Annotated in this window: 26 protein-coding genes; 12 read left to right on the top strand and 14 right to left on the bottom strand. The window is 53.0% G+C overall.

The genetic code is table 11. The annotated features are described in order from the left end of the window. Positions 1-396: 396 nt before the first annotated feature. The gene (locus HY913_10775; protein MBI4963747.1) at positions 397-1,008 is read right to left on the bottom strand and encodes a tetratricopeptide repeat protein; all 612 of its coding nucleotides are present in this window, start codon (positions 1,006-1,008) and stop codon (positions 397-399) included. A gap of 471 nt (positions 1,009-1,479) precedes the next feature. Here HY913_10775 and HY913_10770 point away from each other — a divergent pair, with 471 nt between their 5' ends. The 3 genes from HY913_10770 to HY913_10760 all read left to right on the top strand — a co-directional run bounded on the left by HY913_10770 (position 1,480) and on the right by HY913_10760 (position 4,283). Beyond that, a complete protein-coding gene (locus tag HY913_10770) occupies positions 1,480-2,745 on the top strand; it encodes an IMP cyclohydrolase (GenBank protein ID MBI4963746.1) in 1,266 nt (421 codons plus the stop codon). Positions 2,746-2,791: 46 nt separating this feature from the next. After that, positions 2,792-3,481, top strand: a complete 690-nt coding sequence (locus tag HY913_10765; protein MBI4963745.1) for a lipid-binding SYLF domain-containing protein — start codon at positions 2,792-2,794, stop codon at positions 3,479-3,481. A 139-nt stretch (positions 3,482-3,620) separates the two neighbouring features. After that, positions 3,621-4,283: a L,D-transpeptidase family protein gene (locus tag HY913_10760; protein ID MBI4963744.1), complete on the top strand. Its 663-nt coding sequence runs from the start codon at positions 3,621-3,623 to the stop codon at positions 4,281-4,283. Positions 4,284-4,323: 40 nt separating this feature from the next. Here HY913_10760 and HY913_10755 read toward each other — a convergent pair whose 3' ends face one another. The 6 genes from HY913_10755 to HY913_10730 all read right to left on the bottom strand — a co-directional run bounded on the left by HY913_10755 (position 4,324) and on the right by HY913_10730 (position 10,563). Beyond that, on the bottom strand, positions 4,324-4,977 hold the full coding sequence (locus tag HY913_10755) for a hypothetical protein (protein MBI4963743.1): 654 nt from the start codon (positions 4,975-4,977) through the stop codon (positions 4,324-4,326). 13 nt (positions 4,978-4,990) lie between these two features. Then, complete coding sequence (locus HY913_10750) at positions 4,991-6,184, bottom strand: aminotransferase class I/II-fold pyridoxal phosphate-dependent enzyme (protein MBI4963742.1); 1,194 nt, start codon at positions 6,182-6,184, stop codon at positions 4,991-4,993. A gap of 512 nt (positions 6,185-6,696) precedes the next feature. After that, on the bottom strand, positions 6,697-6,996 hold the full coding sequence (locus HY913_10745; protein MBI4963741.1) for a hypothetical protein: 300 nt from the start codon (positions 6,994-6,996) through the stop codon (positions 6,697-6,699). Positions 6,997-7,008: 12 nt separating this feature from the next. Beyond that, the gene (sat, locus tag HY913_10740; GenBank protein MBI4963740.1) at positions 7,009-8,265 is read right to left on the bottom strand and encodes a sulfate adenylyltransferase; all 1,257 of its coding nucleotides are present in this window, start codon (positions 8,263-8,265) and stop codon (positions 7,009-7,011) included. Positions 8,266-8,775: 510 nt separating this feature from the next. Next, positions 8,776-9,705 carry a peptidoglycan DD-metalloendopeptidase family protein gene (locus HY913_10735; protein ID MBI4963739.1) on the bottom strand — a complete coding sequence of 310 codons (930 nt, stop codon included), beginning with the start codon at positions 9,703-9,705 and terminating at the stop codon, positions 8,776-8,778. 384 nt (positions 9,706-10,089) lie between these two features. Then, on the bottom strand, positions 10,090-10,563 hold the full coding sequence (locus HY913_10730; protein MBI4963738.1) for a hypothetical protein: 474 nt from the start codon (positions 10,561-10,563) through the stop codon (positions 10,090-10,092). 425 nt (positions 10,564-10,988) lie between these two features. On the opposite strand from HY913_10730, the gene pheA reads away from it, so the two are divergent. From pheA to queC, 5 genes are all read left to right on the top strand, one after another. Beyond that, positions 10,989-12,080 (top strand): prephenate dehydratase, encoded by a 1,092-nt coding sequence (pheA, locus tag HY913_10725; protein ID MBI4963737.1) that lies wholly within the window; start codon positions 10,989-10,991, stop codon positions 12,078-12,080. Positions 12,081-12,168: 88 nt separating this feature from the next. Beyond that, a complete protein-coding gene (locus HY913_10720; GenBank protein MBI4963736.1) occupies positions 12,169-12,474 on the top strand; it encodes a rubrerythrin in 306 nt (101 codons plus the stop codon). A gap of 123 nt (positions 12,475-12,597) precedes the next feature. After that, the gene (locus tag HY913_10715) at positions 12,598-12,930 is read left to right on the top strand and encodes a carboxymuconolactone decarboxylase family protein (protein MBI4963735.1); all 333 of its coding nucleotides are present in this window, start codon (positions 12,598-12,600) and stop codon (positions 12,928-12,930) included. Between the two features lie 104 nt (positions 12,931-13,034). Then, on the top strand, positions 13,035-14,012 hold the full coding sequence (gene arsS / locus HY913_10710; GenBank protein ID MBI4963734.1) for an arsenosugar biosynthesis radical SAM protein ArsS: 978 nt from the start codon (positions 13,035-13,037) through the stop codon (positions 14,010-14,012). A gap of 84 nt (positions 14,013-14,096) precedes the next feature. Then, complete coding sequence (gene queC / locus HY913_10705) at positions 14,097-14,801, top strand: 7-cyano-7-deazaguanine synthase QueC (protein ID MBI4963733.1); 705 nt, start codon at positions 14,097-14,099, stop codon at positions 14,799-14,801. A gap of 20 nt (positions 14,802-14,821) precedes the next feature. On the opposite strand, the gene HY913_10700 is transcribed toward queC, so the two are convergent. After that, positions 14,822-15,613, bottom strand: a complete 792-nt coding sequence (locus HY913_10700) for a hypothetical protein (GenBank protein ID MBI4963732.1) — start codon at positions 15,611-15,613, stop codon at positions 14,822-14,824. Between the two features lie 966 nt (positions 15,614-16,579). On the opposite strand from HY913_10700, the gene cysK reads away from it, so the two are divergent. The 4 genes from cysK (at position 16,580) to lepA (ending at position 22,138) form a co-directional block, all read left to right on the top strand. After that, positions 16,580-17,539: a cysteine synthase A gene (gene cysK, locus HY913_10695; protein MBI4963731.1), complete on the top strand. Its 960-nt coding sequence runs from the start codon at positions 16,580-16,582 to the stop codon at positions 17,537-17,539. 114 nt (positions 17,540-17,653) lie between these two features. Continuing rightward, positions 17,654-18,082: an HIT family protein gene (locus HY913_10690; GenBank protein MBI4963730.1), complete on the top strand. Its 429-nt coding sequence runs from the start codon at positions 17,654-17,656 to the stop codon at positions 18,080-18,082. Positions 18,083-18,696: 614 nt separating this feature from the next. After that, the gene (locus tag HY913_10685) at positions 18,697-20,256 is read left to right on the top strand and encodes a CDP-alcohol phosphatidyltransferase family protein (protein MBI4963729.1); all 1,560 of its coding nucleotides are present in this window, start codon (positions 18,697-18,699) and stop codon (positions 20,254-20,256) included. A gap of 82 nt (positions 20,257-20,338) precedes the next feature. After that, on the top strand, positions 20,339-22,138 hold the full coding sequence (gene lepA, locus HY913_10680; protein MBI4963728.1) for an elongation factor 4: 1,800 nt from the start codon (positions 20,339-20,341) through the stop codon (positions 22,136-22,138). 16 nt (positions 22,139-22,154) lie between these two features. Here lepA and HY913_10675 read toward each other — a convergent pair whose 3' ends face one another. From HY913_10675 to HY913_10650, 6 genes are all read right to left on the bottom strand, one after another. Further along, positions 22,155-22,310 carry a hypothetical protein gene (locus HY913_10675; GenBank protein MBI4963727.1) on the bottom strand — a complete coding sequence of 52 codons (156 nt, stop codon included), beginning with the start codon at positions 22,308-22,310 and terminating at the stop codon, positions 22,155-22,157. A gap of 496 nt (positions 22,311-22,806) precedes the next feature. Next, positions 22,807-23,157, bottom strand: a complete 351-nt coding sequence (locus tag HY913_10670; protein MBI4963726.1) for a hypothetical protein — start codon at positions 23,155-23,157, stop codon at positions 22,807-22,809. 1 nt (position 23,158) lies between these two features. Continuing rightward, positions 23,159-23,425, bottom strand: a complete 267-nt coding sequence (locus HY913_10665) for a hypothetical protein (GenBank protein ID MBI4963725.1) — start codon at positions 23,423-23,425, stop codon at positions 23,159-23,161. Between the two features lie 206 nt (positions 23,426-23,631). Beyond that, entirely contained in the window at positions 23,632-24,099 is a 468-nt protein-coding gene (locus tag HY913_10660; protein MBI4963724.1) for a hypothetical protein, read from the bottom strand. A gap of 648 nt (positions 24,100-24,747) precedes the next feature. Next, positions 24,748-24,972 (bottom strand): hypothetical protein, encoded by a 225-nt coding sequence (locus HY913_10655; GenBank protein MBI4963723.1) that lies wholly within the window; start codon positions 24,970-24,972, stop codon positions 24,748-24,750. Between the two features lie 494 nt (positions 24,973-25,466). After that, positions 25,467-26,570, bottom strand: coding sequence for a sulfotransferase (locus tag HY913_10650; GenBank protein ID MBI4963722.1), 1,104 nt, complete (start codon positions 26,568-26,570; stop codon positions 25,467-25,469). Between the last annotated feature and the right edge of the window lie 176 nt (positions 26,571-26,746).

Raw genomic sequence — 26,746 nt, 5'->3', positions numbered from 1 at the left:
GACCCCTCTCCAAAAACTTCCATATCCTGTCCGCTGGGTGCCTTCCGCCATCGGCGGAGGCTGCCCAGCGGGCAGGATATGGAGTTTTTTGAAGGACGCCGGGGGAAACTTTTTCACAGAATGGATTATTGCCTTAGGTCCGCAGATAGCTCTGAGGCCAGGCTGTCTGCTTCCCAGTCTCGGCCTGAGAACGAGAATCGCAGATTCGTCTTACCTTGCAGTTACCGCATTGGCATGACGGGCCAGCGATCTCCCATTCGGTTGCACGGAAGACCGACAGGCAGCTAAAAGTGTTTGCAGGAATGGGGAGTTTTTGAAGGGGGTGCAGGGGGAAACTTTTTGCAAAAAGGTTCCTCCTGCATGCCTTCAAATACTTCCGAGGCTTTGCAACCACTTCTACTGTTTGCTGCCGCTGCCGGTTGTTTCGCTTGCTTGGCCGAGTTTTTCCTGGAGTTGTTTGACCCAAGGTCGGACCATGACTGCATGGGGTGAATCCGGGGCTTGTTTCAGGAATTCCTCCCAGGCCTTGAGGGCTTCAGCCGGATCTTTAAGATCGTCTCTCAGGACTATGCCCAGGTTGAACAGGCTCACTGTGTGGTTAGGGTCTACTTCGTGCGCCTTTCGGAAGGCTTTGGCCGCGTGCTGGGCCTTGCCGCTGCGGCGATAGCTGATCCCCAGGTCTGTTAGTACATCGGCATTCATGGGGTTTATCAGCAGGGCCTTCTGATAGGCCACGATGGCCTTGTCATGATTCCCCAGGTCAAAATAGTCGTTTCCCAGTTGAATGAGCGCATCAACTTGCTTCGGGTTGACCGCCAGCATCCGCTCTATGGCTTCAATTCTGGCCTGCAAATCACTCTGGCCGCTCTGTTGGGGGCCACGATCAGACACTGGGGACACTGTGCGATCGCCGAAGGATTCGAGTTTCCACGCAGAGAAAACCACCCCCGCCAGAAACCCTGCAACAAATATGGCCACAAAGGGTATCAACGATCGAGGCTTCTTCACGAAATTCGCTCCAACGAGTTTTCCTGTAGCCTATCATAGGTGACACGATCATGGAATGGTCCCGGCTCTGAACCCGACAAGCGCTACAAAGGAACTTCCCCTTGGAATAAGACCTGTGGTAATGTTTATACCCGTTGCCAACAGAATGGCCGTTTCACTAGAACTGGTTGCAAAACCTCGATAACACATGAAGCGGTTTCAGGGCTTTGTACGGTGCGGTTCGGGAACCGCCCGAGATCAGGGCGCTTCTCGAAGCGCCCCTACTGTAACAATACCAGCCAGAGAGGTCTTGCAACCACTTGTAGAGAATAGACTGAGGCGCTTACAGCAACCGAAGGCCTTCGCTGGAATGACAGGATAATGACGGGCAAATCGGACACGAATTTTGGCGATGGTTGTAGAGATGGTGGCCAATCACAGGGGTTTTCAGACGGGACGCGGGTAGGGCTGACCTGGCCATAGGAAGGGCACATGGAAGACATAAAGAAGAAATACAAGACCATCATGGATGATCACTTCCCTGACACCATCAAAATCAGTTTCGATGAGCAGACACTTGTGTACAAAAAGAGAGCCTGGAAAATCCCTGATGAATCGGGAAATCTGGTAGAAAAAGGCCTCCGGTACGGCGAGAACCCCGGGCAAGAAGCGGCCCTGTACCAACTCGTGGACGGCAACCTCACTCTGGGCGGATGCAAATTCATTTCACCGGGCCGCGGGCTTGTAAGTTCGCTTACGGAAGCCGAAATGATCCAGTCCGGAAAGCATCCGAGCAAGACCAATTTCACCGACGTAGACAACGCCTTGAATATACTTAAATTTATTCATAAGTCCCCTGCCTGTGCCATAATGAAACACAATAATCCTTCGGGTGTGGCAATTAGTGACAGCATCACCGAAGCATATCGGCGAGCTAACATGGCGGACCGTATTGCGGCTTTTGGTGGAGCCGCGGTCTTTAATCGTCCGGTTGATAAGGCTAGCGCGGAATCGATCGCGGAAAATTATCTGGAAGTGGTGGCAGCGCCGGATTACGAAGCGGGGGCGGTCGAGGTCCTCAAGAGCCGTAAGAACCTCCGTATTCTGGCGATTCCACGCATGGACCGCCTCGAGGATTACCTTGCAGTCCGCTTCGTGGAGTTCAAGTCGCTCATGGACGGCGGAATCGTAGTGCAACAGTCTCCGATCAATGCGATCCGATCGCCGGAAGACCTCATGCCTGCCAAGGCAATCTATCAAGGCCGTGAGTACATCGTGGAACGTTCCCCTACGAGGCGGGAGCTTGAGGACATGGTCTTCGGTTGGGCGGTTGAACAGGGCGTGACATCTAATTCGGTCATTTACGTCAAGGACGGATGCACCGTTGGGATAGGTACCGGCGAACAGGACAGAGTTGGAGTGGCGGAGCTGGCAGTGATTAAGGCTTACGTGAAGTATAGAGACCGGCTTTGTTTTGAACGTTTCCAGGTCCCCTTCAACTTGATGCAGGATGCCCGGATTGCGCAAGAGCTGGATAACGAGGTGCGGGAACATAAGGCAGGCTTGATAGGCTCCGTCATGGTCTCTGACGCGTTTTTCCCATTTCGAGACGGCGTGGAAGTAGGCATCAGAGAAGGCGTCTCCGCTATAGTCCAGCCCGGAGGGTCGGATCGGGATTTCGAATCTATAGAGGCCTGCAACGAAGCTGACCCGAAGGTGGCTATGATGTTCACCGGCCAGAGGGCTTTCAAGCATTGACCTTTGGTCCATCCATTCCGGCAAACACTACGGGAAGAGCACGGTGATGCGAATCGTTCCAACCTTTTGTGTGAGTCTTGCAGCCATACTTTTTCAGCCGATTTTGTGTTCCGGACAATCGATGGAGGAGCTGGACCGAAGAATCCTTGACTGCAACGCTGTGATACAAAACGTTTTGGAAATGCCCGATCGGGGGATACCCAAGGATCTGCTACAGCGTTGCAGGGGCCTGGCAGTTTTTCCGGGTGTCCTCAAGGTGGGCGTGGTTGTCGGAGTAACCTTGGGAAACGGCTTGATCGTGCGACGAGATGAAAATACTGCCGAATGGAGCCGGCCCGCGTTCGTCACAATTCGCGGGGGCAGTTTTGGATTTCAGGCAGGAGTTCAGACGGTAGATCTGATTCTTCTTATCATGAGCGACAAAGGCCTCGAAAACCTGCTGGAAGACAAGATCACTCTCGGAGCGGATGTGTCCGTCGCAGCGGGACCGATTGGCCGTGACGCTTCGGCTGAGACGAATCTTAGGTTTGATGCCGGAATACTCTCCTATTCCAGGGCCAAGGGTCTGTTTGTGGGGCTTGCTTTGACGGGTGCGTCCCTGGAACCGGACCTCCAGGCCAATTGGGCGTACCATGGCAAGGGCGTCACGGTTCAGGACGTTCTCTACGAGGGAAAGGGCGCGCTGTCCGATAATGCCCGAGTCCTGGTCCGGACACTTGACAACGCGACTAAGTGATGGTCGAAGGTAAGGTGCCGCAAGAAGAACCGGCCCCTTCCCTGCCCGTAATTGAGTTATTGGTTCCCCGTGTTCAATGGGAATTGACATTTGTTATAAATTACGCTATGTTATGGCTTCGGTCATGGACATGGCTCATATGAAATTGAACATCAGGCTTTTCACCCTCTCAAAGGGACCCGCACCAGAGCGGCCAGGTAGTGGCTCCTCGTTTCTTCGGCCCTTAACCTGGCTATTTCCGGTTCTCTTTCTCTGTTTTCTCCAGGCCGCGTGGGCCGAGACCAATTCACGGACAACAAACGGCGCTAAGATCGTAATTCTTAAGGAAGAGCAGCTGCTTCAACTCTACATCAACGGCAACCCGGTCAAATCGTACAGGGTCTGCCTCGGTATCAATCCATCGGGTCCCAAGAGGGTGATGGGTGACCAAAAAACCCCCGAAGGCGAGTACGTGATTTGTTACAAGAGCGAATCCAGCCGCTTTCATCGTTTTCTGGGGCTCAGTTATCCGAGCGCGGGAGATGCTCAGGCATCCTTTGAAAACGGCCTGATATCACTCGATGAATTGCATTCTTTGATCAACACCATTCGAGATGAAAAGGCCCCTCCCTGGGATTCAAAACTCGGGGGATGGGTGGGCATTCACGGGTACCCGACAAATGGTAATCAGCGCAGATGGATCTCGCTGCTGTACCCCAAACCGCATAATTGGACGGACGGCTGTATAGCAATGTGGAACTTTGAAATAGATGAGCTGTATTCGCGCGTTTCAGTCGGAACCCCGGTTTCCATCCGCCCTTGAGGCCAGACTGGCCCCGCCGGTCGCGCTTCTTTCACGCATGTCAGGTCTGGTCTTTTTCGGCCTTACTCCCGCGGCGACCGGTCTTTTCCAGGTCGGCTTCGTTCTGTTTCAAATAATTCTCGGCTTGTTGGATCAGGTTTTTCAGGTCCGGAACCGACATCGTGTGCAGGTAATCAATCTCTCCCTGTATTTCTTTCAGAATATGCGCCAACTTTGCCTGGCGCTCTTCGACCAGCAAGAGAGTGGTAGCCAGTTCCGGCGAGAGGCCGGAAAGACCCAGGATCCTTTTCTTGCTCATTATCCAAATGGTGAGTGGGAACACCACAGCGATTACGACAAGGGCCACAACCACCAGCCGGACATAACGGATGAGTTCTCTGGACATCATCTTAATGTCGTACGATCTGTCATCTTTTGGTCCGTCAGTGTTCTTGATTGATTGAAGAGTCTTTTCGATCTCTTCTATTCGCTGTTCCGCGGTCAAGTCCACCGGCGAGGCAACAGCTTCATCGGTACGTTGGCCGACTCGGGCGGGGCTGGAAGTCGTCTGGTCCGCGGCGAAGGCGACGGTGTTTCCCGTCGAATCCAACACAAAAGGGAATAAACAGAGCGCTGCTACAAGCATCATGCTCAGAGATGCCGCACGAAGCAGAAGACCTGTCCGTCCACGGTTGATTAGCTTTTTCAGGGTCATGTTCGGAACTCCGTCAATGGATTATGCCCATTTCCTTTCCGACACGCGCACAAGCCTCAGCTACCTTCTCCAGCTCGTCACGCGTGTGAGTAGCCATGCAACACATTCTTATCCTTTGCTGCCCCTCGGGAACTCCAGGAGCCACCACGCAGTTCGTGAAGACGCCGTAGTCTAGAAGACGTTTCCAGAAAAAGGCGGTTCGAATGTCGTCGCCTATGATTATGGGAATTATTGGCGTCTGAGTGTGGCCTGTTTCGAAGCCGAGAGACGCTATGCTGTCTGCAAAGAAACGAGTGTTCTCCCAAAGGCGTTCGCGAATTTCAGGTTCCGTCTCAATGACCTCCAACGCGGCCTGCACCGCAGCGATTGCCGATGGCGGCATGGCGGCAGAAAAGATCAAGGCGCGGGAATGATGTTTGATATAATGAATAACGCGTGCGTCTCCGGCTATGAATCCCCCCAGGGAGGCGAACGATTTGCTGAATGTTCCCATCACTAGATCCACCTCGTCCGTCACCCCGAAATGTTCCAGCGTTCCCCTGCCATTACTTCCCAGGACACCTATCCCATGGGCGTCGTCCACCATCAGCCGCGCCCCAAATTCCTTCGTGACTGCCACAATCTCGGGGAGTGGAGCGATATCCCCGTCCATGCTGTAAACACCGTCAACAATAACCAGTTTCCCATGATTTTCCGGACAGGCTTCCAAGTTTCTCCGAAGAGATTCAATGTCACTGTGCCGGAATCTACCGACTTTGCCGAAGCCCAATCGGACCCCATCGACGATGCTCGCGTGAACGAGCCGATCGATTATGACTGTGTCACTGCGACCGACGAGTGGGGCGATAGCTCCCTGATTGGTAATGAAGCCGGTGGAAAATACCTGTGCCGCCTCCTTTCCCATGAAGCGGGCCAGGGAAGCCTCCAGCTTTTCGTGAAGATCGAGTGTACCATTGGCGAAACGGGATCCGGAACAACTGGTCCCGTATTCTTCAAGCGCCTTCAACGCAGCCGCTTTCACCTTAGGATGGGTGGTTAGTCCCAAGTAGTTATTCGATCCTGCCATTATCGTGTCACGCCCGTCCACGATGACGTGGGTGCCGTTTAATCCGGATATGGCTTTGAAGAACGGGTAGATTCCCAGAGAAATAGCCATAGCCTCTGTGTCACGATTGTAGGAAAAACACTTTTCGAAAAGATCCACCATCAGCAAATGGCCCTGTTCATCGTTTTATTGAAAACCGTCGCTGCTTCTCCGGCGGGTCACCACAGTGCCGGAACAAGATCCTTCGATCGCGTCCTTTTCTTAAAGACCCTGCCTCCTGAAACAGCCCACAGGTGCAGACCACCTTCCGTTATGCCCAATGAAAAGCATTTCGTCAAGCCTCTGAACGAAGGCGCGGATCGGGCAGGCGGGCTGTTTCACAGAAAATCCTTAGGCTTCTCATGGCTTAGAACATGTCCGCCCAACCAATGAGTTATTACGGAGACTCTCGAAAATACCTTCGGATTGAGTAATAAGGTCATTCCGGAGGAAGCCGGAATCCAGACGAGCTGGGTCCCGGCTTCCGCCGGTACGACGCCAGTGTGCCATTCCGACAGAACTCTGGGAAAATGCTGCAGAAAAAACGCTATGCCAGATTTTGGCAGAAAAGGAAAAGAGGGCCGGTAGAGCCCTCTTTTTTGCTTTCAAATGCCGACGTCTAGAGTCTGCTTCTATTAGTACGCCGCGAGGAAATCGCTCATGATGTCGATTGACTTTTTCTGGACGACCTTATCGAACATCTTGTCTTTGACTTCCCGGGGAAGCAGCTCGATGCTCTTGGTTGTCGCACTGTCATACTTGGCGGTGGGAAAAACCTTGAGTATTTTGTCCCTTTCAACCGCATTCGCGTAAACCCTGAGCACTTTAAGGCCTGCCAGCATCTCCTCGGGCAGTTCGCCCAAGCCGGCCTGGCGCAGCTTCTCAAGTCTGTCTTCATTGATCCAAATATTTATCGGGAATTTCTCCTCGGCCATAGTTTTCACCTCCTACTTCATCGGCGGAATTTCGAAGACGGGGATTCTTTTCGCGAGGTAATCGTCCCCCACAAACGGTGAGCCAAAGCCGTATTTCTCTCCGCATTCCATCATGACGTCAAAGACCTCAGGTCTGTAAATGAGGCGCGGCGGCTTGACACCGTCCTGGACTATACTTCTGATAACTGTCCCGCTGAACTTCTGCCATTCCTTTTTGTGGTTGCAGAGCCCCTCCGATGTGATTTCACCGCAATGGGGGCAGAAAAGCCAGTTCATGGAATAAACGGGGACGATGTCCAGTTCGTCTTGGATTGTAGCCAGAAGGTGGTGGGCATCGTACGCGCCGTAGTATGTTCCCACACCCGCGTGGTCCCTGCCGTACATGTGGTGAGTCAGTCCCAGGTTGGTCCTCAAAGCCGCATGGAATACGGCCTCTCTCGGCCCTGCGTAACGCATATCCCAGAAGGTAAGGGACGTCAGGTGGTTGTGATCACCGAAATAGCCGGACTTCCTCAACTCGTCCTGGGTCAGAATAATGGCTTCGTCAATGTAGTCGCCTTTGCGTTTCTCGCCTATTATTGCGTTTACCAGGACACCAACCAGCGGCTTTTCAATCGGTAGCTCGGCATACGCCTGGAACCAAGCCCCTTTCATGAGCCACTCGTGGCCTGTGTGCGGCACATTCCTGGTCTGGTGCGCCACAATTCGCTCCCAGCCCTTTTCCTTAAACTTCTTTCTCATCTCCAGAGGGGGAATGAAATAAGGATCGTAAGGCGGGTTGATCTTCGGTCGATTGACAAGGGTTACCTTGCCCGCGACGAATTTGTCCTTGTAACTGTAAGTACGGGAACATCCTGGGTGCTTCGGGTCGTCCGTGCCGTAAACTGCCTGGCACATGGCCTTCTTGTCGTAGTCGTAAACTTCCTGGACTTCCATGATGGCCATTGGGTTGTTGTTGTAGGTAAGCAGCACCTTGCTACCCGCCTTTACGCCGTACTTGGCGACTTCATCGGCTGACAAGTCGAACACAATGGGAATGCTCCACACAACCCCATTGGCCAGCTTCATGTTCTTGCACACGCCGTCCACGTCGGCCTTGCCCATGAATCCTTCAAGCGGTGTGAAGAAACCATAGGTTATTCCGATTACCTCATTCGCGATCTGGCTCCGGATCGGAATTTCCACGAGACCCTTAATCGCCTCTTTGGCCTCAGCAGGCCCCATAATCCGCTCGACAATTTCTTTCTTGCCGTGTCCTATTTCCGCCATATTCTTTCTCCTTTCTCCACCTTAAAGCCGTTACTCGACTTTAGGAAGAAGTCATTTGACTTCGCATAGACCCCACCGGCAATAAACCTCGGCATTCTCCTCCGAAGTTCATTCCTACCAGTGCAGTATTCTGTTACGCGTAAGATAGAAACGGTAGTCCCAAAAGCATCTTTTTTTAATGAAATTCGTGCCTTTTGTCAAGAACAAAACCCCTCCACCGCGAAAAAACACCGAGCGGTCGGTCGAGGATAGCCCAAACCGCAAACCGTTTGTGGAAGCCCCTTAACTGTCACCAGAATGTTTCGTGTGCCAATCACTGAGGCCCGGTGCCCTTGGCCGATTCCAAATTCCGGAGCAATCACCATGCCAAAGGTAACGGGCAGTTCGGGCTGTGGTCAAGGTGCCGACACCAGGACGCTTTCGTCCATCTTACCAGAATCTTGCTCTTCGATGCCGAGACTGGACCTGTCAGAATTCTTTACAGTCTATAAAACAGCAGGCAGTGCTAAGTCAGCGTTTGGCCGTCAGCAAGTCCGGAATACGCCATCGGGCACGCACCGGCCCCATTGGGGAACCGGAAAAATTCTTGGCGAAACGCGTTCGAGAAAGTTCGGCAGGTGCAAAATAGGCAAGTGGGTTGTACATCTTGTTGGCCACCCGAACCTCCAAATGCAGGTGAGGCCCGGTGGCTCGGCCTGTTTCTCCGACCAAGGCGATCTTGTGACCCTGACGCACTTTTTGATTCTTCTTGACCAAAATGTCGCTCAGGTGCGCGTAGTACGTGTAAACGCCTTTCCCATGATCAATTAGCACAGTATTGCCGTATCGCCTGAACCGTTTGCGCGTCCCCGTGAAGACCACTCGGCCGTCCGCACACGCCAGAACCGGCCTCCCCACAGGAGCGGCAATGTCCAATCCCTGGTGGAACCGGCCCCAACGGTGACCGAATGGAGAACTGAGGATCCCGCTCGGTACCGGGAACTTCAGCGAAGGCACGATGGGGTCACGTTGGCCTCGCATCACGTCTGCTAAGATCGAGCAGGCTTGCTTTTTCGTCACTTTCTCTTCAGTACGCTTTCCACGGGAGCCTGCAGATTGGTTCCAGGAATCCGAGTCCGCGCACAAAAGAGCTTGGGCGGGCAAAAAAACTGTCTCACCCTCCTTCAAGCTATGGGGAGGAAGAATCTTGTTGATTTTAGCTACCTTGTCCAGGTCAAGACCGTAAACGTCGCAGATGTGGCGAAGGGTTTCTCCCGGCCCGACGATATGAAAAGCCCCATCTTCTTTGGTTGCAATTGCCGGGGCCTTGTCCGTCGAGCTGGCAGCTTGTTGAGATTCTTGCTTCAACTCTGGATTTTTCTTGACTATTCCTAGTGGAGACGAACAGGAGGCGACCAATGGCAGGAGCAAGGCCATCAACCATTTGCACTTATGATCCATACCTTCTCCAGTTCAGAGATTGAATCCATTGAAGCGCCATTTTATATCAGTATTCCAGAAAAAGTCAATAATAAATGATTATAATACTGATATTCTAGATTTTACATTAACATGTGCGTTCGACGCAATCGTCCCATTTTCTCCGGCCGGTGCCGAAAAAGACTCTCCATCCCCTCACCTGACACTGTGCTGGTTCCGGAACCGGCGGGTTCCCTCATCCTGAACTGGATGGAAGGACCAACGGCTGAACAGATCCCGCCCCAAGCCGACAACTAAGCTACAAGAGGGTAAAAGGCCTGGGGGTTAATACCAATTAGCGGTCGCTTCATTCCTGACCACATCCCAGACCTGTACCTTGAGGTGGGATCGTTCACCGACAATAAGTTAGTTCCGTTCAGGCGCAGGCACCGCGGTAGCCTGAGGAGCCACCGGTGGAGCCGCCTGTGGAGCCGCCTGTGCAGCCGTTTGCTTGGACACGTCTGCGCTCTTCTGAGCGACCATTCCGGAAATTTGCTGTTTGACCGTCGTGAGTTCAACCTTGTACTGCTGAACCTGTTTCTCCAGGCTGGACTGAGCGCTCTTCTTCATATCCGCCATCTGCGATTCCAGCTTGCCAATGTGCGCGTCAAGTTGGACTCTCTGATTTACCAGGCTGTCAATGGTAGCCTGGATGGCTTTTACCTGTTGGTCCAGTCCGGTCTGAGCCTGTTGTTTCGCTTGATTGATTTGATTCTGGATGCGGTCCGCCTTCTGCTCCAGAGTTGTTATCTGGCTCGTGAAATCTTGCGCAAAGCTGTTCAAGGAATAGGCAACGATGAGGATCGAAAAGATCATCGTCAGGATGGCGGTCTTTTTCATCACTCAACTCCTCTTTCAAAGATTTGAGACTTGAGTCTCGTTCCGTGGGGGGTATTCATATCACACCGAGAAACTAATGCAAGAATATTTTTCAATAATGCCAGTTTGTTCTGACAAATATATAAACTAATACTTAATTAAAATCGCTGAGAGCGCCTTTGACAACTGCACGCTGCGATGAGGAAGAATCGTTCGTTTACGCGAGGGAAATCAAAAGCCTCCACAGTAGGGCCGGCGGGCTACGGTCCCGAGAGTCGGGGAATGATTAGGAAGGCCTGTCCGGTCAGACTTGATTTTCCCCACCGATCTATGAATAATTCAAAAAAATGTGCCGTATTCCCAGAAAGGCCGACCTGGCAGGTTTTTGGCGAACGATTTTGGGGGTGATTTTTTTGTAGGCCGTCGGCCGGATTGCTGCGAAGACCATGAGTATTCACGACCTGGAAAATCTCCGTGCACAAATCGACCAACTCGACAGAGAGGTGTTGGAACTTCTCAACAGGCGTATGGCCCTTTCAGAAGCGATTGGACGCCTGAAGGCCGCTCAGGGCCAAGAAGTGGTGGATTCGGATCGAGAGGAAGCGATTCTTCGGGATTTAGTTTCTCTGAATTCAGGGCTTCTTCCCGAGAAGACCCTTCGGGCGATCTACCGAGAAATCTTTTCCGGGTCGAGGGCCTTGCAGATGCCTTTGACTGTGGCGTTTCTGGGGCCCGCGGGCACCTACTGCTACGACGCCGCGGTGGAAAAGTTCGGTCATTCGGCTTCGTTCATCCCGTGTGCCACCGTTGCGGAAGTATTCGCCGAGGTGAATCGGGGCGGCGTTTCCTTCGGTGTGGTGCCTGGTGAGAACAGCATTGAGGGCTCTGTTAGGGAGACTCTCGATCTGCTGATGACCTCGTCAGCCGGGGTTTGCGGTGAGATCTGTCTCAGGATAAGCCACGCTCTGATGAACCGTTCAGGGCTCACGGAGGACATCCGAGCAATAGTGTCGCATCCCCAGGCGCTGGCTCAGTGTCGCCAATGGTTAAAAGGGAGGTTCCCCGGGGCGTTGCTGCAGGAGAGTTCCAGCACCGCGCATGCGGCTGAGAAAGCGGTCGAAGACGGCGGCGTAGCAGCCATAGCCAATGAAAGTCTCGCCGCACGACTGGGGCTAAAGGTGATAAGGAGGGGTATCCAGGACAAGGTCGAGAACATAACGCGTTTCCTCATACTGGGCGATTTGAAGCCGATGCGAACCGGAAATGACAAGACCTCGATAGTGTGTTGGACGGAAGACAGGCCGGGTTCGCTGTACAGGCTTTTGGAGAAATTCGCAAAATATGAAGTTAATTTGACCCGAATCGAATCGAGGCCGGACAGAGGGGCTATGCCGTGGAAATATGCCTTCCTGGTTGATTTGGAGGGCCACCTAGATGATCCCAAGATTGCAGAATGCTTGCAGGAGCTGTCGAACCGAAGCGCCCTGGTCAAGGTGCTGGGATCTTTCCCAATCTGCTCTGAACCCGTGTCTGCGTGATATGCGCTGATAGGCAGTGGCACAGCAGAAAATTTGGCAGGCATAGCCGATCACAGTCCCAAAATACTGTCACCGAGGGAGGTAGATCATGCCTGATTTTGGCAATGCGTTCTCAGGATTGGCCAACGATCGCAAAGTCACGCACTCTGAGCTGGTAAGGGCAATCCGATTTATGATTGCGGCAGAATATGAGGCGGTTCAGCTTTACGAGCAACTAGCCGAATCCACTGACAACGAATTGGCTCGGAAAGTGCTCCTGGACATAGCCAAGGAAGAGGTCGTGCATGCGGGCGAGTTCCTAAGGCTGCTGAAGGAATTACAGCCCGACGAGCAGACAAACTACGACGAAGGGGTTGAGGAAGTGGAAGAGATGATCCGGGAACTCAAGAAATAGAGCCGGAGTCAAGGGTTGGTGTAATGAAATTGCTGCACTGACCTTTGCCGACACAGTCGGGGCACGAGGCCCACAGGGATTTGATCTCTCTTTTTTCGGGGAATGAACACGGAGGTTGTGAGTATGGAATCGTACTACGATCGCAAGGATCTGCCCAAGTTCGATGAAATTGCCAAAGAAGCTCCGGAGCTTGGCAAGAAATTCTTTGATTATTATGCCTCTGTTTTTTCAGAAGGTGATTTGACTGAGAGGGAGAAGGCCCTCATTGCGCTGGCGGTGGCCCACACCATTCAGTGTCCGTACTGCATCGACGCGTACACTCAGGCCTGCTTTGAAAAGGGCTCCAACCTGGCCGAAATGACCGAGGCACTTCATGTTGCGGTGGCCATTCGAGGCGGGGCTTCGCTGGTTCACGGCCTTCAAATGCGTAACGTCGCGGCGAAGATTTCCATGTGACGGCCATGGTCTGACCAAGGAAATGTTGCTGCAACAGACAGGGCTTTGAAATACCTTGCGCCTGATGATATCGGGAGGCGCCCAAAATGAGTACGGGAACCCTTATGACTGATCTGGACGACGCATTAAAGGAATTACCGCGATCTGTCGATCCTTTTGCGCTTACCCTGCACCGCCACAATCTTGAATTGAAGCGCGCGCGAACCACCATCCTCCAAGTGAACGTGGCACTGCTCTGCAACCTCACGTGCAAGCATTGCCATCTGGAGGCAGGGCCGCAGCGCAGCGAAGAGGTCATGAATCTGGGGACCATGGAGAAGGTGGCTGCGTTTGCGGAACGGGGATCTTTTGAGGTTGTGGACGTAACTGGAGGTGCGCCGGAACTTAACTCGAACATAGTAGCGTTCATAGAGTTATTGGCCGCCGGCCAAAAGACCGTGATGTTCCGCTCCAATCTCACGATTTTGACGGACGAAAAGCGACGCGAACTCCTGGAATCCTGTTGTAGACATCGAGTAGCCATTGTGGGCTCCTTGCCCAGTTTGAACGTGAACCAACTGGAAGCTCAGCGAGGCTCGGGGGTCCTGGAAAAGATCCTTACGGCGTTAAAAAGACTCAACTCGATCGGGTACGGCCAACCGGGTACCGGCCTTCAGTTGGATCTGGTGTGCAACCCGACAGGAGCGTTTCTTCCCTCTTCTCAGCATGGGACTGAAAGAAAATTCCGTTTCGATCTTCAAAAGAAATGGGGGATTGTCTTTAGCAATTTGTACACTTTTGCCAATGTCCCGTTGGGCAGATTTCGGCAGTGGCTGTCTGCGTCAGGCAATATTGACAAATACATGGAAAAACTTGCGTCGAGTTTCAATCCCTGCACCCTTGAGGGACTGATGTGTCAGAAACTCGTTTCGGTCTCCTGGGACGGTTATCTATACGACTGCGATTTCAATCTGGCCGCGGGAATACCGTTGGGAGGAGCGAGGAACCATGTTTCTGCCATGGAAGGCCCGCCGATGCCCGGGACCCCTATTGCGGTTTCCGACCACTGTTACGCATGCACTGCCGGCGCAGGGTTTACTTGAGGCGGAGCGATCCTCGCCTGAGGCCAGGCGAAGACTTCGCTGACAATGTTGCAGCGACCGATGGATTCTAGGGACCGGTTGTCGATGGACGAAAAGCATGGATCAACTGGAGCTGTGGTTTTGGTGTCCGGTGGAATTGATTCCACCACATGCCTGGCCATTGCCCGAAATCAAAGCTACGAGCCCTACGCATTGACCTTCCGGTACCAGCAAAGGCACAGCGTAGAGATCGAAGCGGCTCGCCGAGTCGCGCGGGCCATGGGCGTGACACGTCATTTGATCTTGGACCTGCCCTTTAGCGAAATTGGGGGATCCGCGCTGACTTCCGACCTGGAGGTTCCGAAGAACAGACGCATCGAAGAAATGACCAAAGAGATTCCCATAACCTATGTTCCGGCCCGGAATACCATTTTCCTATCTTTTGCACTGGCCTGGGCGGAGGTTTTGGGAACAGAGCACATCTTTATAGGTGTAAATGCTTTGGATTATTCCGGATATCCCGATTGCCGTCCGGAATACATTGAGGCCTTTGAGCAGATGGCCAATCTCGCGACCAAAAAGACCGTAGAAGGGACGCTGAGAATCCGAATACACACTCCTCTGATCGAATTGACAAAAGCCCAAATAATAACAAGAGGCGCAGAACTGGGAGCGGACTACAGCCTCACGCATTCTTGCTACGATCCTGATCCTCGCGGGAGGGCATGTGGCTTGTGCGACAGTTGCATTCTTCGAAGGAAAGGCTTTTCAGAAGCGGGGATCGCCGACCCCACGATTTATACAAAGTAGTATGGACTTCAGGAATTTCGTTAGAAGTCAAGTAGGCTGGTGTCCACGCTTTTGGCAAGACGGCCGCGGATCTTTTCCAGCGAAGAACCTACATAAAGGTTTATTGCCGGCGCGGGCGTGTGCAGTGCCGCCAGGAAAGTGTGGTTTCTGCAGTGCAGGAGCACAAGGCGGGCTTTTTTCCGAGGCTGAGGGCCAGGCTCTCCGAGGTTCGCCTCAACTGCCCTGCTCTCGAGATACGCGGCCCATCCGTGACGCGATATGAATTCCAGCGCCTGTTCCCGTTTCGACTTGTCATTGGCTTGGCCGGAATCGGCCGTAGCCAGCATCTCTACCTGACCGCGAAAAAGCATCTGTTCCACTATGAACGCATACTTCTTCCCATGCAGGTTAACCTTGAACTGGGCTCCCTTCATTCTTTCTCTTTGAGTGGAAAAGAGTTGCAGAGCCCATGAATTGTTCATTTCGGGCTCGGTTATGACGAAGGTCTTGACGTTGTGGTGAAGTCTTTCAGGCACAGGAGAGGGAGCTACCCCTTGGCCGGCCGCTTCCGGTTCCGAGGCTGTCTGTGCAACGCGGTGAGCCTTCCAGACCTTGAACTCATCTTTGGTCAACAGTCCTTTGCGGATTAGCCCCTTAAGCAATCCCTCGAATTGGCCGAGAGTCAGTCCGTACTTGGTCAGGAAACCCCTGGTCCGGAGCCCCGCGCGCAGGTCTTCCAGGATCTCCTCCGCACTAATTGTTTTGGCGGAGGACTCCATCTCTTCGGCAGTGAATCCCGAGAAATCTTCGTGTGGATCTCTAGGCGGTTTCATACAAGGAAAACCATCTCACCTTCAAAGGTCTGGTTCAACCGGGATGGCGTCCTGGTCATTCCTGATTGACCTAAGCGGCTACATTTCCTGCCCTGCAACAAATCCATCTTGCCCGGGCGAGGCATGGGCCTCAAATACTACGCACGGTTCCGACCTTGCTTTTCCATATCCCCAGTTACTGAAATTGTTTCCAGCGCCTCTCGAAGTGACAGCAGGTAAGCACATAATCTGCGCGAAGGGCCTTGGGTTCAAACCATCCCTGGAAATATCTTGAGGCTCTTCCCACAGGACACTAAGTTATCATAACATATTCCACCGTAACCAGGACAGACAAAACTAGCCGGATTTTGGACCGGCCGGTCAGGTAGCACACACATGCCTGTATTTGCAGCGTAGTCGCGGACATTGATCAAAGACATTTCCGTGGATAGCAGAAGGTTTTTTGACTTTACGGGACCGAACTTATATGAGACACTTTTGCACGAAAATTGGGATTCCAGAAGACCACCGGTCTAGTTAAGGAAGTCATATCCACAGTTCTTGGACAAAAGCTCAGGACCTTGACCACTTCTTGTCTGAAGCGCAAAGAAATGAATCGTCTTCTGCCGCAAATGTGCGCGAAGGGAGCCGAGTTGTCTTGAGGCGGATTTTCCTGGGACGCCATATTCGGGATCACGCGACCGACTTCGACTTACAAAGAGATCTTTGGTAGGCCTGCGGGTTTTGGGGCTCGCTTTGCCGTGGCTTGGGCTAAGGCGTCCGAGAGCGACAGTTTGCAGCAAGAGGAAGGGAAACCGGCGCTGAAGGGTCTCGATTCGCAGCATTCGCTCTGAAATAGTCAAGGAAGTTTTCCCGTTTCTTCGCGGGCCGCGGAATACGTTCGGCAAGACCCCGCCAGGCTGGACGCCGCAGCCGTAGCGGCAAGAGATTGACGTGAGAACACCGGGGTACAGGAAAGGCTTCGCAATGAAAAAATACTTCAAAGACAATGCTGACGCTGTCGGACATACCCCCTTGGTAAAACTTAACAGAATTTCAGGAACCGCTGAAGCCGTGATCCTCGGCAAGGTGGAGGGCCGCAATCCGGCTTTTTCCGTGAAGGATCGAATCGGCGTTTACATGATAAGAGATGGAGAAGAACGGGGCCTCATCCGCCAGGGAGTGGAGATCATAGAGCCTACCAGCGGCAACACCGGTATTGCTCTGGCATATGTCTGTGCGTTGAAAGGGTATCCGCTCACACTCACCATGCCGGACACAATGAGCATTGAAAGGCGAAAAGTCCTCAAAATGTTCGACGCCAAAGTCGTTCTCACTCCTGGAACCAAAGGTATGCGGGGCGCGGTGGAGAAAGCCGTGGAGATTGCGGCCGCGGACCCGGAAAGGTATTTCATGCCTCAACAGTTTAGCAACCCCGCCAACGTGAGGGCCCACGAAGAGACCACCGGACCGGAGATCTGGGAGGACACTCGGGGGGAGATAGACGTGCTGGTATCCGGGGTGGGGACTGGAGGCACGATCACAGGGGTTTCGCAATTTATCAAGAAAACTAAAGGCAAGAAGATCCATTCAGTGGCGGTTGAACCGGCGGAAAGCCCGGTCATTACTCAAAGCCTTGCGGGACAGGACCCCATCCCGGGGCCCCATAAGATTCAGGGTATCGGAGCCGGATTCCTTCCCGAGATCTTGGATATGAGTTTGGTAGATGAAGTCCAACTTGTTTCGAGTGAAGAGGCGGTTTCATTTGCACGATTGTTGGCTCGCAAAGAAGGCCTTTTGTGTGGGATATCTTCCGGAGCCGCGGTTGTAGCCGCGATCCGGATCGCCCAAAGGAGGGAGTTCAGGAACAAGGTCATCGTCACGGTGCTTCCCAGCGCGGGCGAGAGATATCTAAGCTCTGTGCTTTTCGAGGGAATTACGGAATAATAGTAGTCCGCGACCGGCCATTCGGTTGCGCGAGGAAAATCCCCCTTTTGTTGAGAGAGATGAGGGAGCCTCTTTCTCCCCATTTTCAGAGAGGGTTGCTGGAGGTAAGACCTGATGAAGACGAGGGACGACTGCATTTTCTGCAAAATAGTCTCCGGTAGCATACCGAGTTCCAAAATTTATGAGGATGACAAGACTTTCGCGTTCATGGATATCAGCCCCCTTAACAAGGGACATCTGCTGGTAATACCAAAAGAACACGTAGAGAATATCTTCGAGATCGATCCGGACCTGTACGGCCACCTGATGTCCGTCATCTGCCGAATAGCCAAGGCCGTGAAGTCAGCGGTAGCTCCTGATGGAATGAACGTCCTGCAACTCAACGGAAAGGCCGGAAACCAGGTGGTGCCACATCTTCACATACATATAGTGCCGAGGTGGATGGGTGACGGGCTCACAATAGCTGCTTGGGAACCGGTCATGGGCGACATTGCAGAGATCTCTGCAACAGGGGAGATCATTAAATCGAAGCTGTCCGGCTGAAGGGTTATATCGGGGATTGTGTGTCCGTGCCTTTGAAACGCTAAGTCAGAGCAACTTAGGAGTGGCTTGCCTCATCCCTTTTCCCTACTCAGTGCGCGCTGATGCTATGGCGATTTACGAAAGTCATGTCCGATTGGCTGGTGGGAGACGCTGTTGGCTCATCCACCGGTGATATTCCTTTGGGGCGGGACTTTTGAGAACAGCCGTAATATCGCTGCCGCGGACCGTCCTTCAAAGCGACATCTTTCTCGAAGGGCAGGCCGTGCCCGCCGATTAAGGCCATGCAGCAACCATTCGGAAATAACTTGAGAGAAATGCTATAATATTCCCCATGGAAAAATGGCAAAGTACGATTATCGGTGACCAGGAATCCATACCGTGGTATTAGCCGCGAGGTCCCCTGGCTTGACAGCGAGACTTTCAGGCAAGATCCAATAAACCGTTCACCGGACAAAGCCAGGCGCCTGGAATTGAACTGAGGGATGTCCCCGCGGGGAGACACTCTCCCCGTCATGTTCGCCGGCCGCGCCATCCCGAGACGTGGAAGCCCGGTGCCCCAATAGGTCCAAGGTTCGTCGGCTTTTTTAAAATTCATGTCAGGAAACGCTAAAAAGATGCCCGAAGAAAGCTCTTCAGGATTCAAGTCAAGCCCTTATTCCGGCTCGCTGAACTACTTCGGGAAGGACAAATATGTCCACGCGTGGCTCGCTGAGAAAAGGACCAAGCTCGGAGCCGCGATTTTCCCTCCATTTGTGCGATTGGGAGTCGTGCCGGATACCATTTCGTACGTGGGCATTTCCTTGCTCGCGGGAGTGATCTTATATTTTGTCAGGGACCCGGTGATAGCGGTGCTGTTCCTGGCCGGTCACCTCCTTTGTGACGGCTTCGACGGGGCCTATGCCCGCCACACGGGAAAGGCATCCCAATCCGGAGCCTTTACGGACTTGGTCTGTGATCAGCTCGGCATGGTGGTGGTGTCAATAGCAGCGATTTTCCACCATTTGGTGACTCCCTTGGTGGGAACTGTGTACGTGTCGCTATATCTGATCGTGGTCGTTTTCGGGGTCATCATAAACGTTATGGGCCTCGGAACACGGATCACTATTACAAGCAAGTATTTCCTGTACGTGGTCTACGCGGTCTGGGCCGGATGGGGAATGAATTTTTTCTCCCCCATGATGTCGTTCTTTTCCGCAGTAATGGCTGTAGAGGTAGTTATTGGATATCTGAGGCTCAAGAGGGGAATTAGGAGAAAATTTGACACCCAGGTCCGGTTTGCCGAAGGAGACCAGTACTCGGGAAAACTCAATTACGCCCTCAACGTGGCGGTTCCCCTGGCGGTTTTGACTGTCATCGTGATTGGAGCGAACCTGATCCCGATCCGCTCCGTCGTGGACAGCCCGAGATTTCATGCGGCTTGGAAGCAGGGACCGGCGATAGCGGTGCCAAATGCTGCGGGAAATATTCTGGGAGTCGCGGTACGAGACCAGGATTTTCTGATATTAGCGGGAGAGGAAGAGGGAACCAAGAAAATCAAACGATTTACTTCCGAAGGAAACGACACTCAGGACTATTTTGCTGTGCCTGATTATGTGGCACCGGCATTCAGCAGCCTTCCGGTTGATGGGAACGTGCTCCTATTGGCGGATGGCTCGACGCGCTTGTTGATGGGCATCGATCTGGATGCATCTTTCGCCTCAAAGAGAACCGTCACGGTATTGACCCTGCCGTTGGGCTATCTGCGCTTGACCGCCATGGCCGTGGCAACATGGAACGGAAAAAAGGTGTGGCTTGCCGCCAACTATCTCTACACACGCAAAACGTACGTGATTGACCCAAAAATGGCCCTCAAAAAGGGATCCATCCTGGCGGGAGTCATAGGGTCGTACACCAATGGCGCGTTTCCTGCCGGCATCACCGTACACGAAGACACGGTCATGGAATTGAACAGATCACCTTTCAAGGCTATGATCTATGTAGCATCCCTGAAGAAGATGATTACCGGATCCGATCTTCTGGACGCGGGGCGGATTTCCTTTGAGCCACCCCGACTCGAAGCACTAGGACCTGTGAAATTAGGGGACGATCTGATCATGCTGTCCCAGCAAGGCCAGGTTTTCCGGCTGCCGTTTGCTTCTTTTCTTCCAAATCCGCCTGCCGGGGGAAAACAATAACCGAGGGGCTCAGTTCCATTCCGCGTCGGCCCCCTGTTGGACACCCCCAAAAGCAATTTTGAAAGTAACTCAGGAAACTTGAATGGATCATATAAGAAACTTCTGCATAATAGCCCATATAGACCACGGAAAATCCACGCTGGCCGATCGTTTGCTCCAGATAACCGGAGTCGTGGGGGACCATGAATTCCATGACCAGATGCTCGACACTATGGATATTGAACGAGAACGCGGCATCACCATCAAAAGTCAGACTGTGGCACTGCCGTACCGGGCTTCCGACGGGAAGGACTACGTCTTGAACCTCATTGATACGCCCGGACACGCGGATTTTTCATACGAGGTTTCTCGCGCGCTGGTCTCTTGTGAAGGCGCTCTGCTGGTGATTGACGCGAGCCAGGGTGTTCAGGCTCAGACCCTTGCCAATTTCTATATGGCTGTGGAGCAGGACCTGGAAATCATCCCGGTAATAAACAAGATCGATCTCCCTGCCGCGGATGTTGATACAGTAAAGCACCAGATAGAGAAAGACCTCGGACTGGACTCCGAGACCGCCGTATCCATCTCCGCCAAGGAAGGCACAGGGATTGACGAAGTCCTGGAGGCAATAGTGCTACGGGTCCCTCCGCCAAAAGGCGATCCGGCCGCGCCTTTGAAAGCCTTGATCTTTGATTCTCATTGGGACCCCTACCGCGGGGCAATCGTGCACCTGAGACTCTTCGACGGGGAATTGAAGCCTGGAGATACGATTCGGTTCTGGTCCAATGGAGCGAGCTACAGAGTTGAAGAAGCCGGAATTTTCCTCATCGAAAGAGAGCCGCGCAAAGTGCTTCGAGCAGGCGAAGTCGGCTACATTGTAGCGGGCATAAAAACCGTGAGCGACACGCGAATAGGCGACACCGTGACCCTGGACAATCGCCCTTGTCCGCAGCCTTTGAAGGGGTTCAAGGTCGTTAAGCCCGTGGTTTTTTCGTCCTTTTATCCGATTTCGTCGGATGACTACGAGGAATTGGCCGAGGCGCTGGAAAAGCTGAAACTCAATGATGCTTCACTCACCTGGGAAAAAGATCACTCCGAAGCCCTCGGGCACGGCTTCAGGTGCGGATTCCTGGGCTTGCTGCACCTCGAAGTGGTGCAAGAGCGATTGGAGCGAGAGTTTGACCTTTCACTGATTCTCACCGCTCCGTCTGTTCAGTATGTCATAGTAGCCAGGGACGGGACCGAAGCGATCATCGACAACCCTGCCAAATACCCGGACCCGGTTCAAATAGCCGGCGCCAAGGAACCTTTTATCCGCGCGTCGATCATCCTGCCCGAACAATACCTCGGCACGGTTATAAGCCTGTGCATAGACCGTCGCGGGGTCCAAAAGGACATCAATTATCTTGATTCAAACCGCGTCGAATTGGTCTTCGATCTGCCATTGGCGGAAGTTCTGTTCGATTTTTACGATAAGCTGAAGTCAGTCTCCAGGGGTTATGCCTCGTTCGACTACGAATTCCTTGAATACCGAGCCACAGACCTGTCAAAGGTGGACATCTTTGTTGCGGGCGAAAAGGTGGATGCGCTCTCTATGCTTGTCCACAGGGATAGGGCCTACGCCAGGGCTCGCCGCGCGTGTGAACGGCTGAAAAACGAGATCCCCAGACAGTTGTTCAAGGTGCCCATCCAAGGTGCCATAGGAGGGAAAATCATTTCCAGAGAGACTGTTTCCGCTCTTCGCAAAGATGTTACTGCGAAGTGCTATGGTGGGGACATCACTCGAAAGAAGAAGCTGCTGGAAAAGCAGAAGGAAGGCAAAAAGAGGATGAAACAGGTTGGCAGCGTGGTCATACCGCAGTCTGCATTCCTCGCGGTCTTAAAGTCCGAAGAGGATGAATAACCCGATCAAATCACGCCTATAACAGCCACTTGACGGCCAGACTCACCAGCACGATCATGACAGCGGCAAAAAGCAGATAAGGGCCTGCCTGGATTTCCTCGGACACCTTCTCCTCGGTGTGCCTGGCCGCACATCCTTGGGAACAAGCGTCGCAGCTATGTTCATCAGCCATATTGAACTCCTTGTTACTCAATCCATTATCGCTCTTTTTTCACAGAAATTGAAGTCCTTCCCCAAGTCCCTCATGTTGGAATAACCTTCCCTCTGACCGTTATGTCGAAGTGACCTGCTCCTACAGCGATGGGTGGGATCGGATCGCGTAGGATGTGGTAAGCGAAGCGAACCGCATCGTTCGCGCGACACTAGCTGAGGCTCGTGGACGACGCTGTTTTCGTTATACCAATTGCCACAATTCTTGACCTTTTGCACAGCCCTGGGTCTGAGATAACCGGTGGAGGCCAGAGCCTGCCCCGGACCGCGATCCGGGGTCCCTGCCAGCCCGAACTAGTTGATTTATATTGGCAAAATGTGCCGGCACGGAGGCCGGCACCTACTACTTTCCCGGAACCTCTTTGTGCAATAGGACATTATTTGTGACACTTGCTATAACCGGCCTGCAAACGGGGAAGAGCAACACGGTGTCGCGAAGCCTCGTTCGTCTCCTGGGTTCAAGGATGCGGAGTTATCGCAATTATGGTTATTTCTTCTTGTCGGGGACCATAGCACCAGAAGATTCGGTAAGCGCCCGGTGTTTTCTGCTGGACGTACGCCTCGAAAACCTTTTGGCCTTTTTGGTAGGGGTTCGGTATGGCGGAGAACTCGTGGGTCTGCAATCCCGGATGTCTCGGGTTTTGCTGTAGCAACTCTAAACACTTGCGAACCTGCTTGAAAAGCCCCTCGTCCCTGCTTGCTTTCTTGTGCCGAGACTTTTCCCTGACCGCTAGTGAAGCCTCAGCTTTGCGCTTAAGAGCGGCATATACGTCTTTGGCTCTCCGGTCCCAAACGAGAGAGAACTTCATATCAGTCCTCAAGCCGTGACGCTAGTTCTTCATCAGCTTCGAGATCTGGTGGGTTTTCGGCAAACTCTCCCCTCCTTAGTCGTTCCAGCGCAGAGAACACCAATTCCCTCGCTTCCGGATTTTGAAACAGCCACATTTCCCGTTCCGGGATCACACGGGCAAGCGAGACCTTCACTTCAGTGTCGCTGATGCTCTCAATGATCACGGGCTTGTTGGCAAAGCGCTGGCCAAGGCTGATTCTACCCTTTGAATCTGCAGTTCTAATCATGGTGGGATTCCTCCTGTCCCCTTGATATACCACAATTCCAAAAAGGTCAAGTGGGAAAGTGGGCATTTCCTAAATTCTTGCACCGCGGCTGACCCTGCCGTCACGGCGTCACTACGGCCAACGAAAAGGCCGGTAATACCAGGTCGGAACCTCCCTCTTGCAGCATGTCATTTAATGATTGCGTCACGAAGGGAATGTGCAGGTCCTCACAGACCTTCTTGCTTGGGTTTATCGTGGCCGTCGGATTCTTTGGCACGGGTACGCCACCTTGGAAGGTCCTTCCTCCCGACCCTCATGCCGAGGTAGCTTGCTCCCACAGCGATAGACGGGACCACCGCGAAATAGAAAAGGAATAATAAGACGCCATGACCGCTTAAACCTACAAAGCCCAGCATAAAAAGCCACACGCAGCCCAAAACGCCGATGGGTGGCTCCCACAGAATGTTGCGTGGAGCGAAGCGCCCGAGAATAACGCCGGAGAAAAAGTATCCGATGAAGGTGGTCGGGACGCCGAAGTAGGCAGGAACCTTGGCCCCGACAGACCCCAGCACAGCGGCGATCAGGAGGGTGTCGACGAATCCCAGGAAAAAACCAAGTATAAGGCCGGCAAGGACCCATTGCAGCCGGGACAGCCGGGACGCTGCGGGCTTGAGGTATTCCTCCGTTAGAGCCATTTCTCTCCTTTCCATCCCATGGGGGCCAGCCTAAAGGGCCACTGAGCCAAGTGCAAGTATTCACTTTGATGACAAGCACGATCGACATCCGTGTGAGGCGTCGAAAGGCCCATCCTCGCTAGCTCATTCAATCATCCGTTTCATTTATAGCATGTGGCAAAAACAGTGTCCCAATATGAAAAGCGCCTCCCGGAAATTGGTAGGTGTCGGCTTCCGTGCCGGCACATTTTCCTGATACACATCAATCACGCCGCTGGCGTGGCAGGGACACCGGCCCCTACTGGTCCTACTACAGCTGGTTGCAAAATCTCGATAACACGTGCACCAGTTTCCGGGCTTTGTACGGCGCGGTTCGGGAACCGCCCGAAATCTGGGCGCTTCTCGAAGCGCCCCTACTGTAACTCTGCCGGCCAGCAAGGTTTTGCAACCACTTGTAGAACGCGGGCTGTGCAAAAAGTCAAAAATGGTGACAACTGGTATAGTCGAACGAAAGTTCTCCCCGGATGTTCCAAATTCAATCCAGGAGCAAACACCATATTACGGCTTAAGTCGCGTTGCGCAGCTCTTGGGAACAATGGATGGAGCAATTAGAGCCCGCCTGAAACTCCCAATTATGCCTTGTGCCAGGGTTAGTCAAGTTAGACCGTCTCAGCTTAAGAAGCCGGGTTTGACCTCAGCTTCTCTGATTCGGTAGCGGTGTTTGCGGGAAGGTGCGCCTGCCCCGTCGCTCCAGGCGAGCTTCACATATCCTTCCTCGAAACCGAGGATCACGTAGTCCCCATCCGGCAGAGTGCAAGTGGAAAAGCGATCGCGGCCAAAAAGGCTGTATTCGGCCTTAAGACCGTCCAAGTGGATAACATCCCCGATCTGCATGTTCCCTCCTTTGTAAAAAAGCAACCCGTCCTAATTGCCCGTACCGCCAAACCTCGGTACGCGGCGGCATGCAGAAGAATTCCGCGGACCCTATAAAACCTGGGCGAAAGCTATCTCAACATCCCTTTTCCGGCCAAGAACGAAAGGTCCCGATCATACGGTACCTCTGTCTTGACATGTCCACGGCTTATAGGTTAAAGGAAGCCTTTTGTCCAGCAATATTGTTAAAAATCTCAACAAAACCAACCACCCGCGCTCGTGGAGAGGGTTTCCGGCAAGTTCAATTCATTATACCGTCTTGCGTTCAAAAAGGGAACTCTGGCCTCAATCTTGTCCGGCCCGGCAGGGCCCCGGATCGCGGTCCGGGGCAGGCTCTGGGCCCTACCGGTTCTTTTAGAGTGCGGGCTGTGCAAAAGGTCAAAAATTGTGGCAACTGGTATAGTCCTTGAGATCCAAACCCATCGGAACCTACTCCAGAAGATTAACACTCCGAATCACACCGGGTAACCGTAACGGTCAAACGTTGAGCGCCAACGAAGCGCGACCTTTCGGCGACTTACTTCGTCAAGGCTGTAGTGGTTTTTCTCATATTTCTTGATCTTTTCCAGATAAGGACAAACCCGAGCCTCAAACTGGTCGAACCCGCCCAGGTCGAACCTTTCGTACAACTTTTTCAGTGTACCCATCGGATCGGCTTCAAGGTCCTCAAACTTCATTTCGTGCAGCGCCCCGTCAGGAATTAATGACCGATCCCGGTGAAACAGAGTGAACAACTCGCAATAAGAGGAAAGGATCGTCTCGTCCAGCTGCTCCGGACTCGGTGCCTGGAGCCATGCAAAGGCGAGTGAATCCGCCCAGAGCTTACGTGTGGACAGGTAAACCATATATGGGTCTCGCACGATATGGATGAATTGAGCCTTTGGGAACAATTCGAGCAACGTGCGCAGCCTTGCCATGTGCGGAGGGGACTTCAAAACTATTCTCTTGCCCTCGGACAGAGTGACCTTCTTCAGAAACATCGTGAAGGATTTTTTCCATCTTTCCAGGGCCTCAGGTGGCAACTCGCAGGGGTCGAACTTTGAGTAGCCGTCAGCCCCGGTGACCGGGAATATAAACCGCATGTATGGTGAAATTGTGGAGTGAGCGACCAGCGCAAATTCGTCTTCATGGGGGACCAACGAGGAAAAAGCCATATTGTCCATCGGACGCTTTCTTGGAGCTAAGCGGTCGAAAAGCGGTCCACCCACCTGGGAGAAGATAAAATGGTTAGGGAACAAGGCCTGATAAGCTGTAGGAAATGCAAAATTCGGATCGTGGCTCAGCAGGTTGTGCAGGTGCGTGGTGCCGCTTCGCCAATGACCGAGTACAAAGAGCGGGGGGTGTTCTATTTGGACTTTGCTGATTTCCCGAGCATTGAAAAATGTCTCGCATCCTCCGTAAACGGAATTGAATATGCCAAGGGCCAGCAGATGAGCTAACCGACCAAGGCAAGAAGCATCTATTTGAAAGTCGTGTCGTGCCAGCACTTCCAGCACATTTCGGAGAGTCATTCCCTGAATGATTTGCGGTCCCACACGTTTTGCTCCCCGAATGGCCATCTTAACAAGGCTCCCAAACCTAACAACGATTCTCATTCGTACCAAAGTGCATTGAAAGCCTGGCCCGGCCAAACACACAACACTGACCTCGCTGGCCGGCGGACCATTTTCAACGCCTCACTGTTTAACATATCTGGATTTTCCAGACGGGGCAAGCTTTAGGCGATTGAGATGTT

The sequence above is a fragment of the Desulfomonile tiedjei genome, assembly GCA_016212925.1.
GTDB lineage: Bacteria > Desulfobacterota > Desulfomonilia > Desulfomonilales > Desulfomonilaceae > JACRDF01.
Note: the sequence above shows the minus strand (reverse complement) of the source record. Positions and strands in the feature narration are given on the sequence as shown.

Coding starts and splice junctions, on each gene's coding strand:
- HY913_10770 (MBI4963746.1), top strand. CDS start 1,480: ATGGAAGACATAAAGAAGAAATACAAGACCATCATGGATGATCACTTC.
- HY913_10765 (MBI4963745.1), top strand. CDS start 2,792: ATGCGAATCGTTCCAACCTTTTGTGTGAGTCTTGCAGCCATACTTTTT.
- HY913_10760 (MBI4963744.1), top strand. CDS start 3,621: ATGAAATTGAACATCAGGCTTTTCACCCTCTCAAAGGGACCCGCACCA.
- HY913_10755 (MBI4963743.1), bottom strand. CDS start 4,977: ATGACCCTGAAAAAGCTAATCAACCGTGGACGGACAGGTCTTCTGCTT.
- HY913_10750 (MBI4963742.1), bottom strand. CDS start 6,184: ATGGTGGATCTTTTCGAAAAGTGTTTTTCCTACAATCGTGACACAGAG.
- HY913_10745 (MBI4963741.1), bottom strand. CDS start 6,996: ATGGCCGAGGAGAAATTCCCGATAAATATTTGGATCAATGAAGACAGA.
- sat (MBI4963740.1), bottom strand. CDS start 8,265: ATGGCGGAAATAGGACACGGCAAGAAAGAAATTGTCGAGCGGATTATG.
- HY913_10735 (MBI4963739.1), bottom strand. CDS start 9,705: ATGGATCATAAGTGCAAATGGTTGATGGCCTTGCTCCTGCCATTGGTC.
- HY913_10730 (MBI4963738.1), bottom strand. CDS start 10,563: ATGAAAAAGACCGCCATCCTGACGATGATCTTTTCGATCCTCATCGTT.
- pheA (MBI4963737.1), top strand. CDS start 10,989: ATGAGTATTCACGACCTGGAAAATCTCCGTGCACAAATCGACCAACTC.
- HY913_10720 (MBI4963736.1), top strand. CDS start 12,169: ATGCCTGATTTTGGCAATGCGTTCTCAGGATTGGCCAACGATCGCAAA.
- HY913_10715 (MBI4963735.1), top strand. CDS start 12,598: ATGGAATCGTACTACGATCGCAAGGATCTGCCCAAGTTCGATGAAATT.
- arsS (MBI4963734.1), top strand. CDS start 13,035: ATGACTGATCTGGACGACGCATTAAAGGAATTACCGCGATCTGTCGAT.
- queC (MBI4963733.1), top strand. CDS start 14,097: ATGGACGAAAAGCATGGATCAACTGGAGCTGTGGTTTTGGTGTCCGGT.
- HY913_10700 (MBI4963732.1), bottom strand. CDS start 15,613: ATGAAACCGCCTAGAGATCCACACGAAGATTTCTCGGGATTCACTGCC.
- cysK (MBI4963731.1), top strand. CDS start 16,580: ATGAAAAAATACTTCAAAGACAATGCTGACGCTGTCGGACATACCCCC.
- HY913_10690 (MBI4963730.1), top strand. CDS start 17,654: ATGAAGACGAGGGACGACTGCATTTTCTGCAAAATAGTCTCCGGTAGC.
- HY913_10685 (MBI4963729.1), top strand. CDS start 18,697: ATGCCCGAAGAAAGCTCTTCAGGATTCAAGTCAAGCCCTTATTCCGGC.
- lepA (MBI4963728.1), top strand. CDS start 20,339: ATGGATCATATAAGAAACTTCTGCATAATAGCCCATATAGACCACGGA.
- HY913_10675 (MBI4963727.1), bottom strand. CDS start 22,310: ATGGCTGATGAACATAGCTGCGACGCTTGTTCCCAAGGATGTGCGGCC.
- HY913_10670 (MBI4963726.1), bottom strand. CDS start 23,157: ATGAAGTTCTCTCTCGTTTGGGACCGGAGAGCCAAAGACGTATATGCC.
- HY913_10665 (MBI4963725.1), bottom strand. CDS start 23,425: ATGATTAGAACTGCAGATTCAAAGGGTAGAATCAGCCTTGGCCAGCGC.
- HY913_10660 (MBI4963724.1), bottom strand. CDS start 24,099: ATGGCTCTAACGGAGGAATACCTCAAGCCCGCAGCGTCCCGGCTGTCC.
- HY913_10655 (MBI4963723.1), bottom strand. CDS start 24,972: ATGCAGATCGGGGATGTTATCCACTTGGACGGTCTTAAGGCCGAATAC.
- HY913_10650 (MBI4963722.1), bottom strand. CDS start 26,570: ATGGCCATTCGGGGAGCAAAACGTGTGGGACCGCAAATCATTCAGGGA.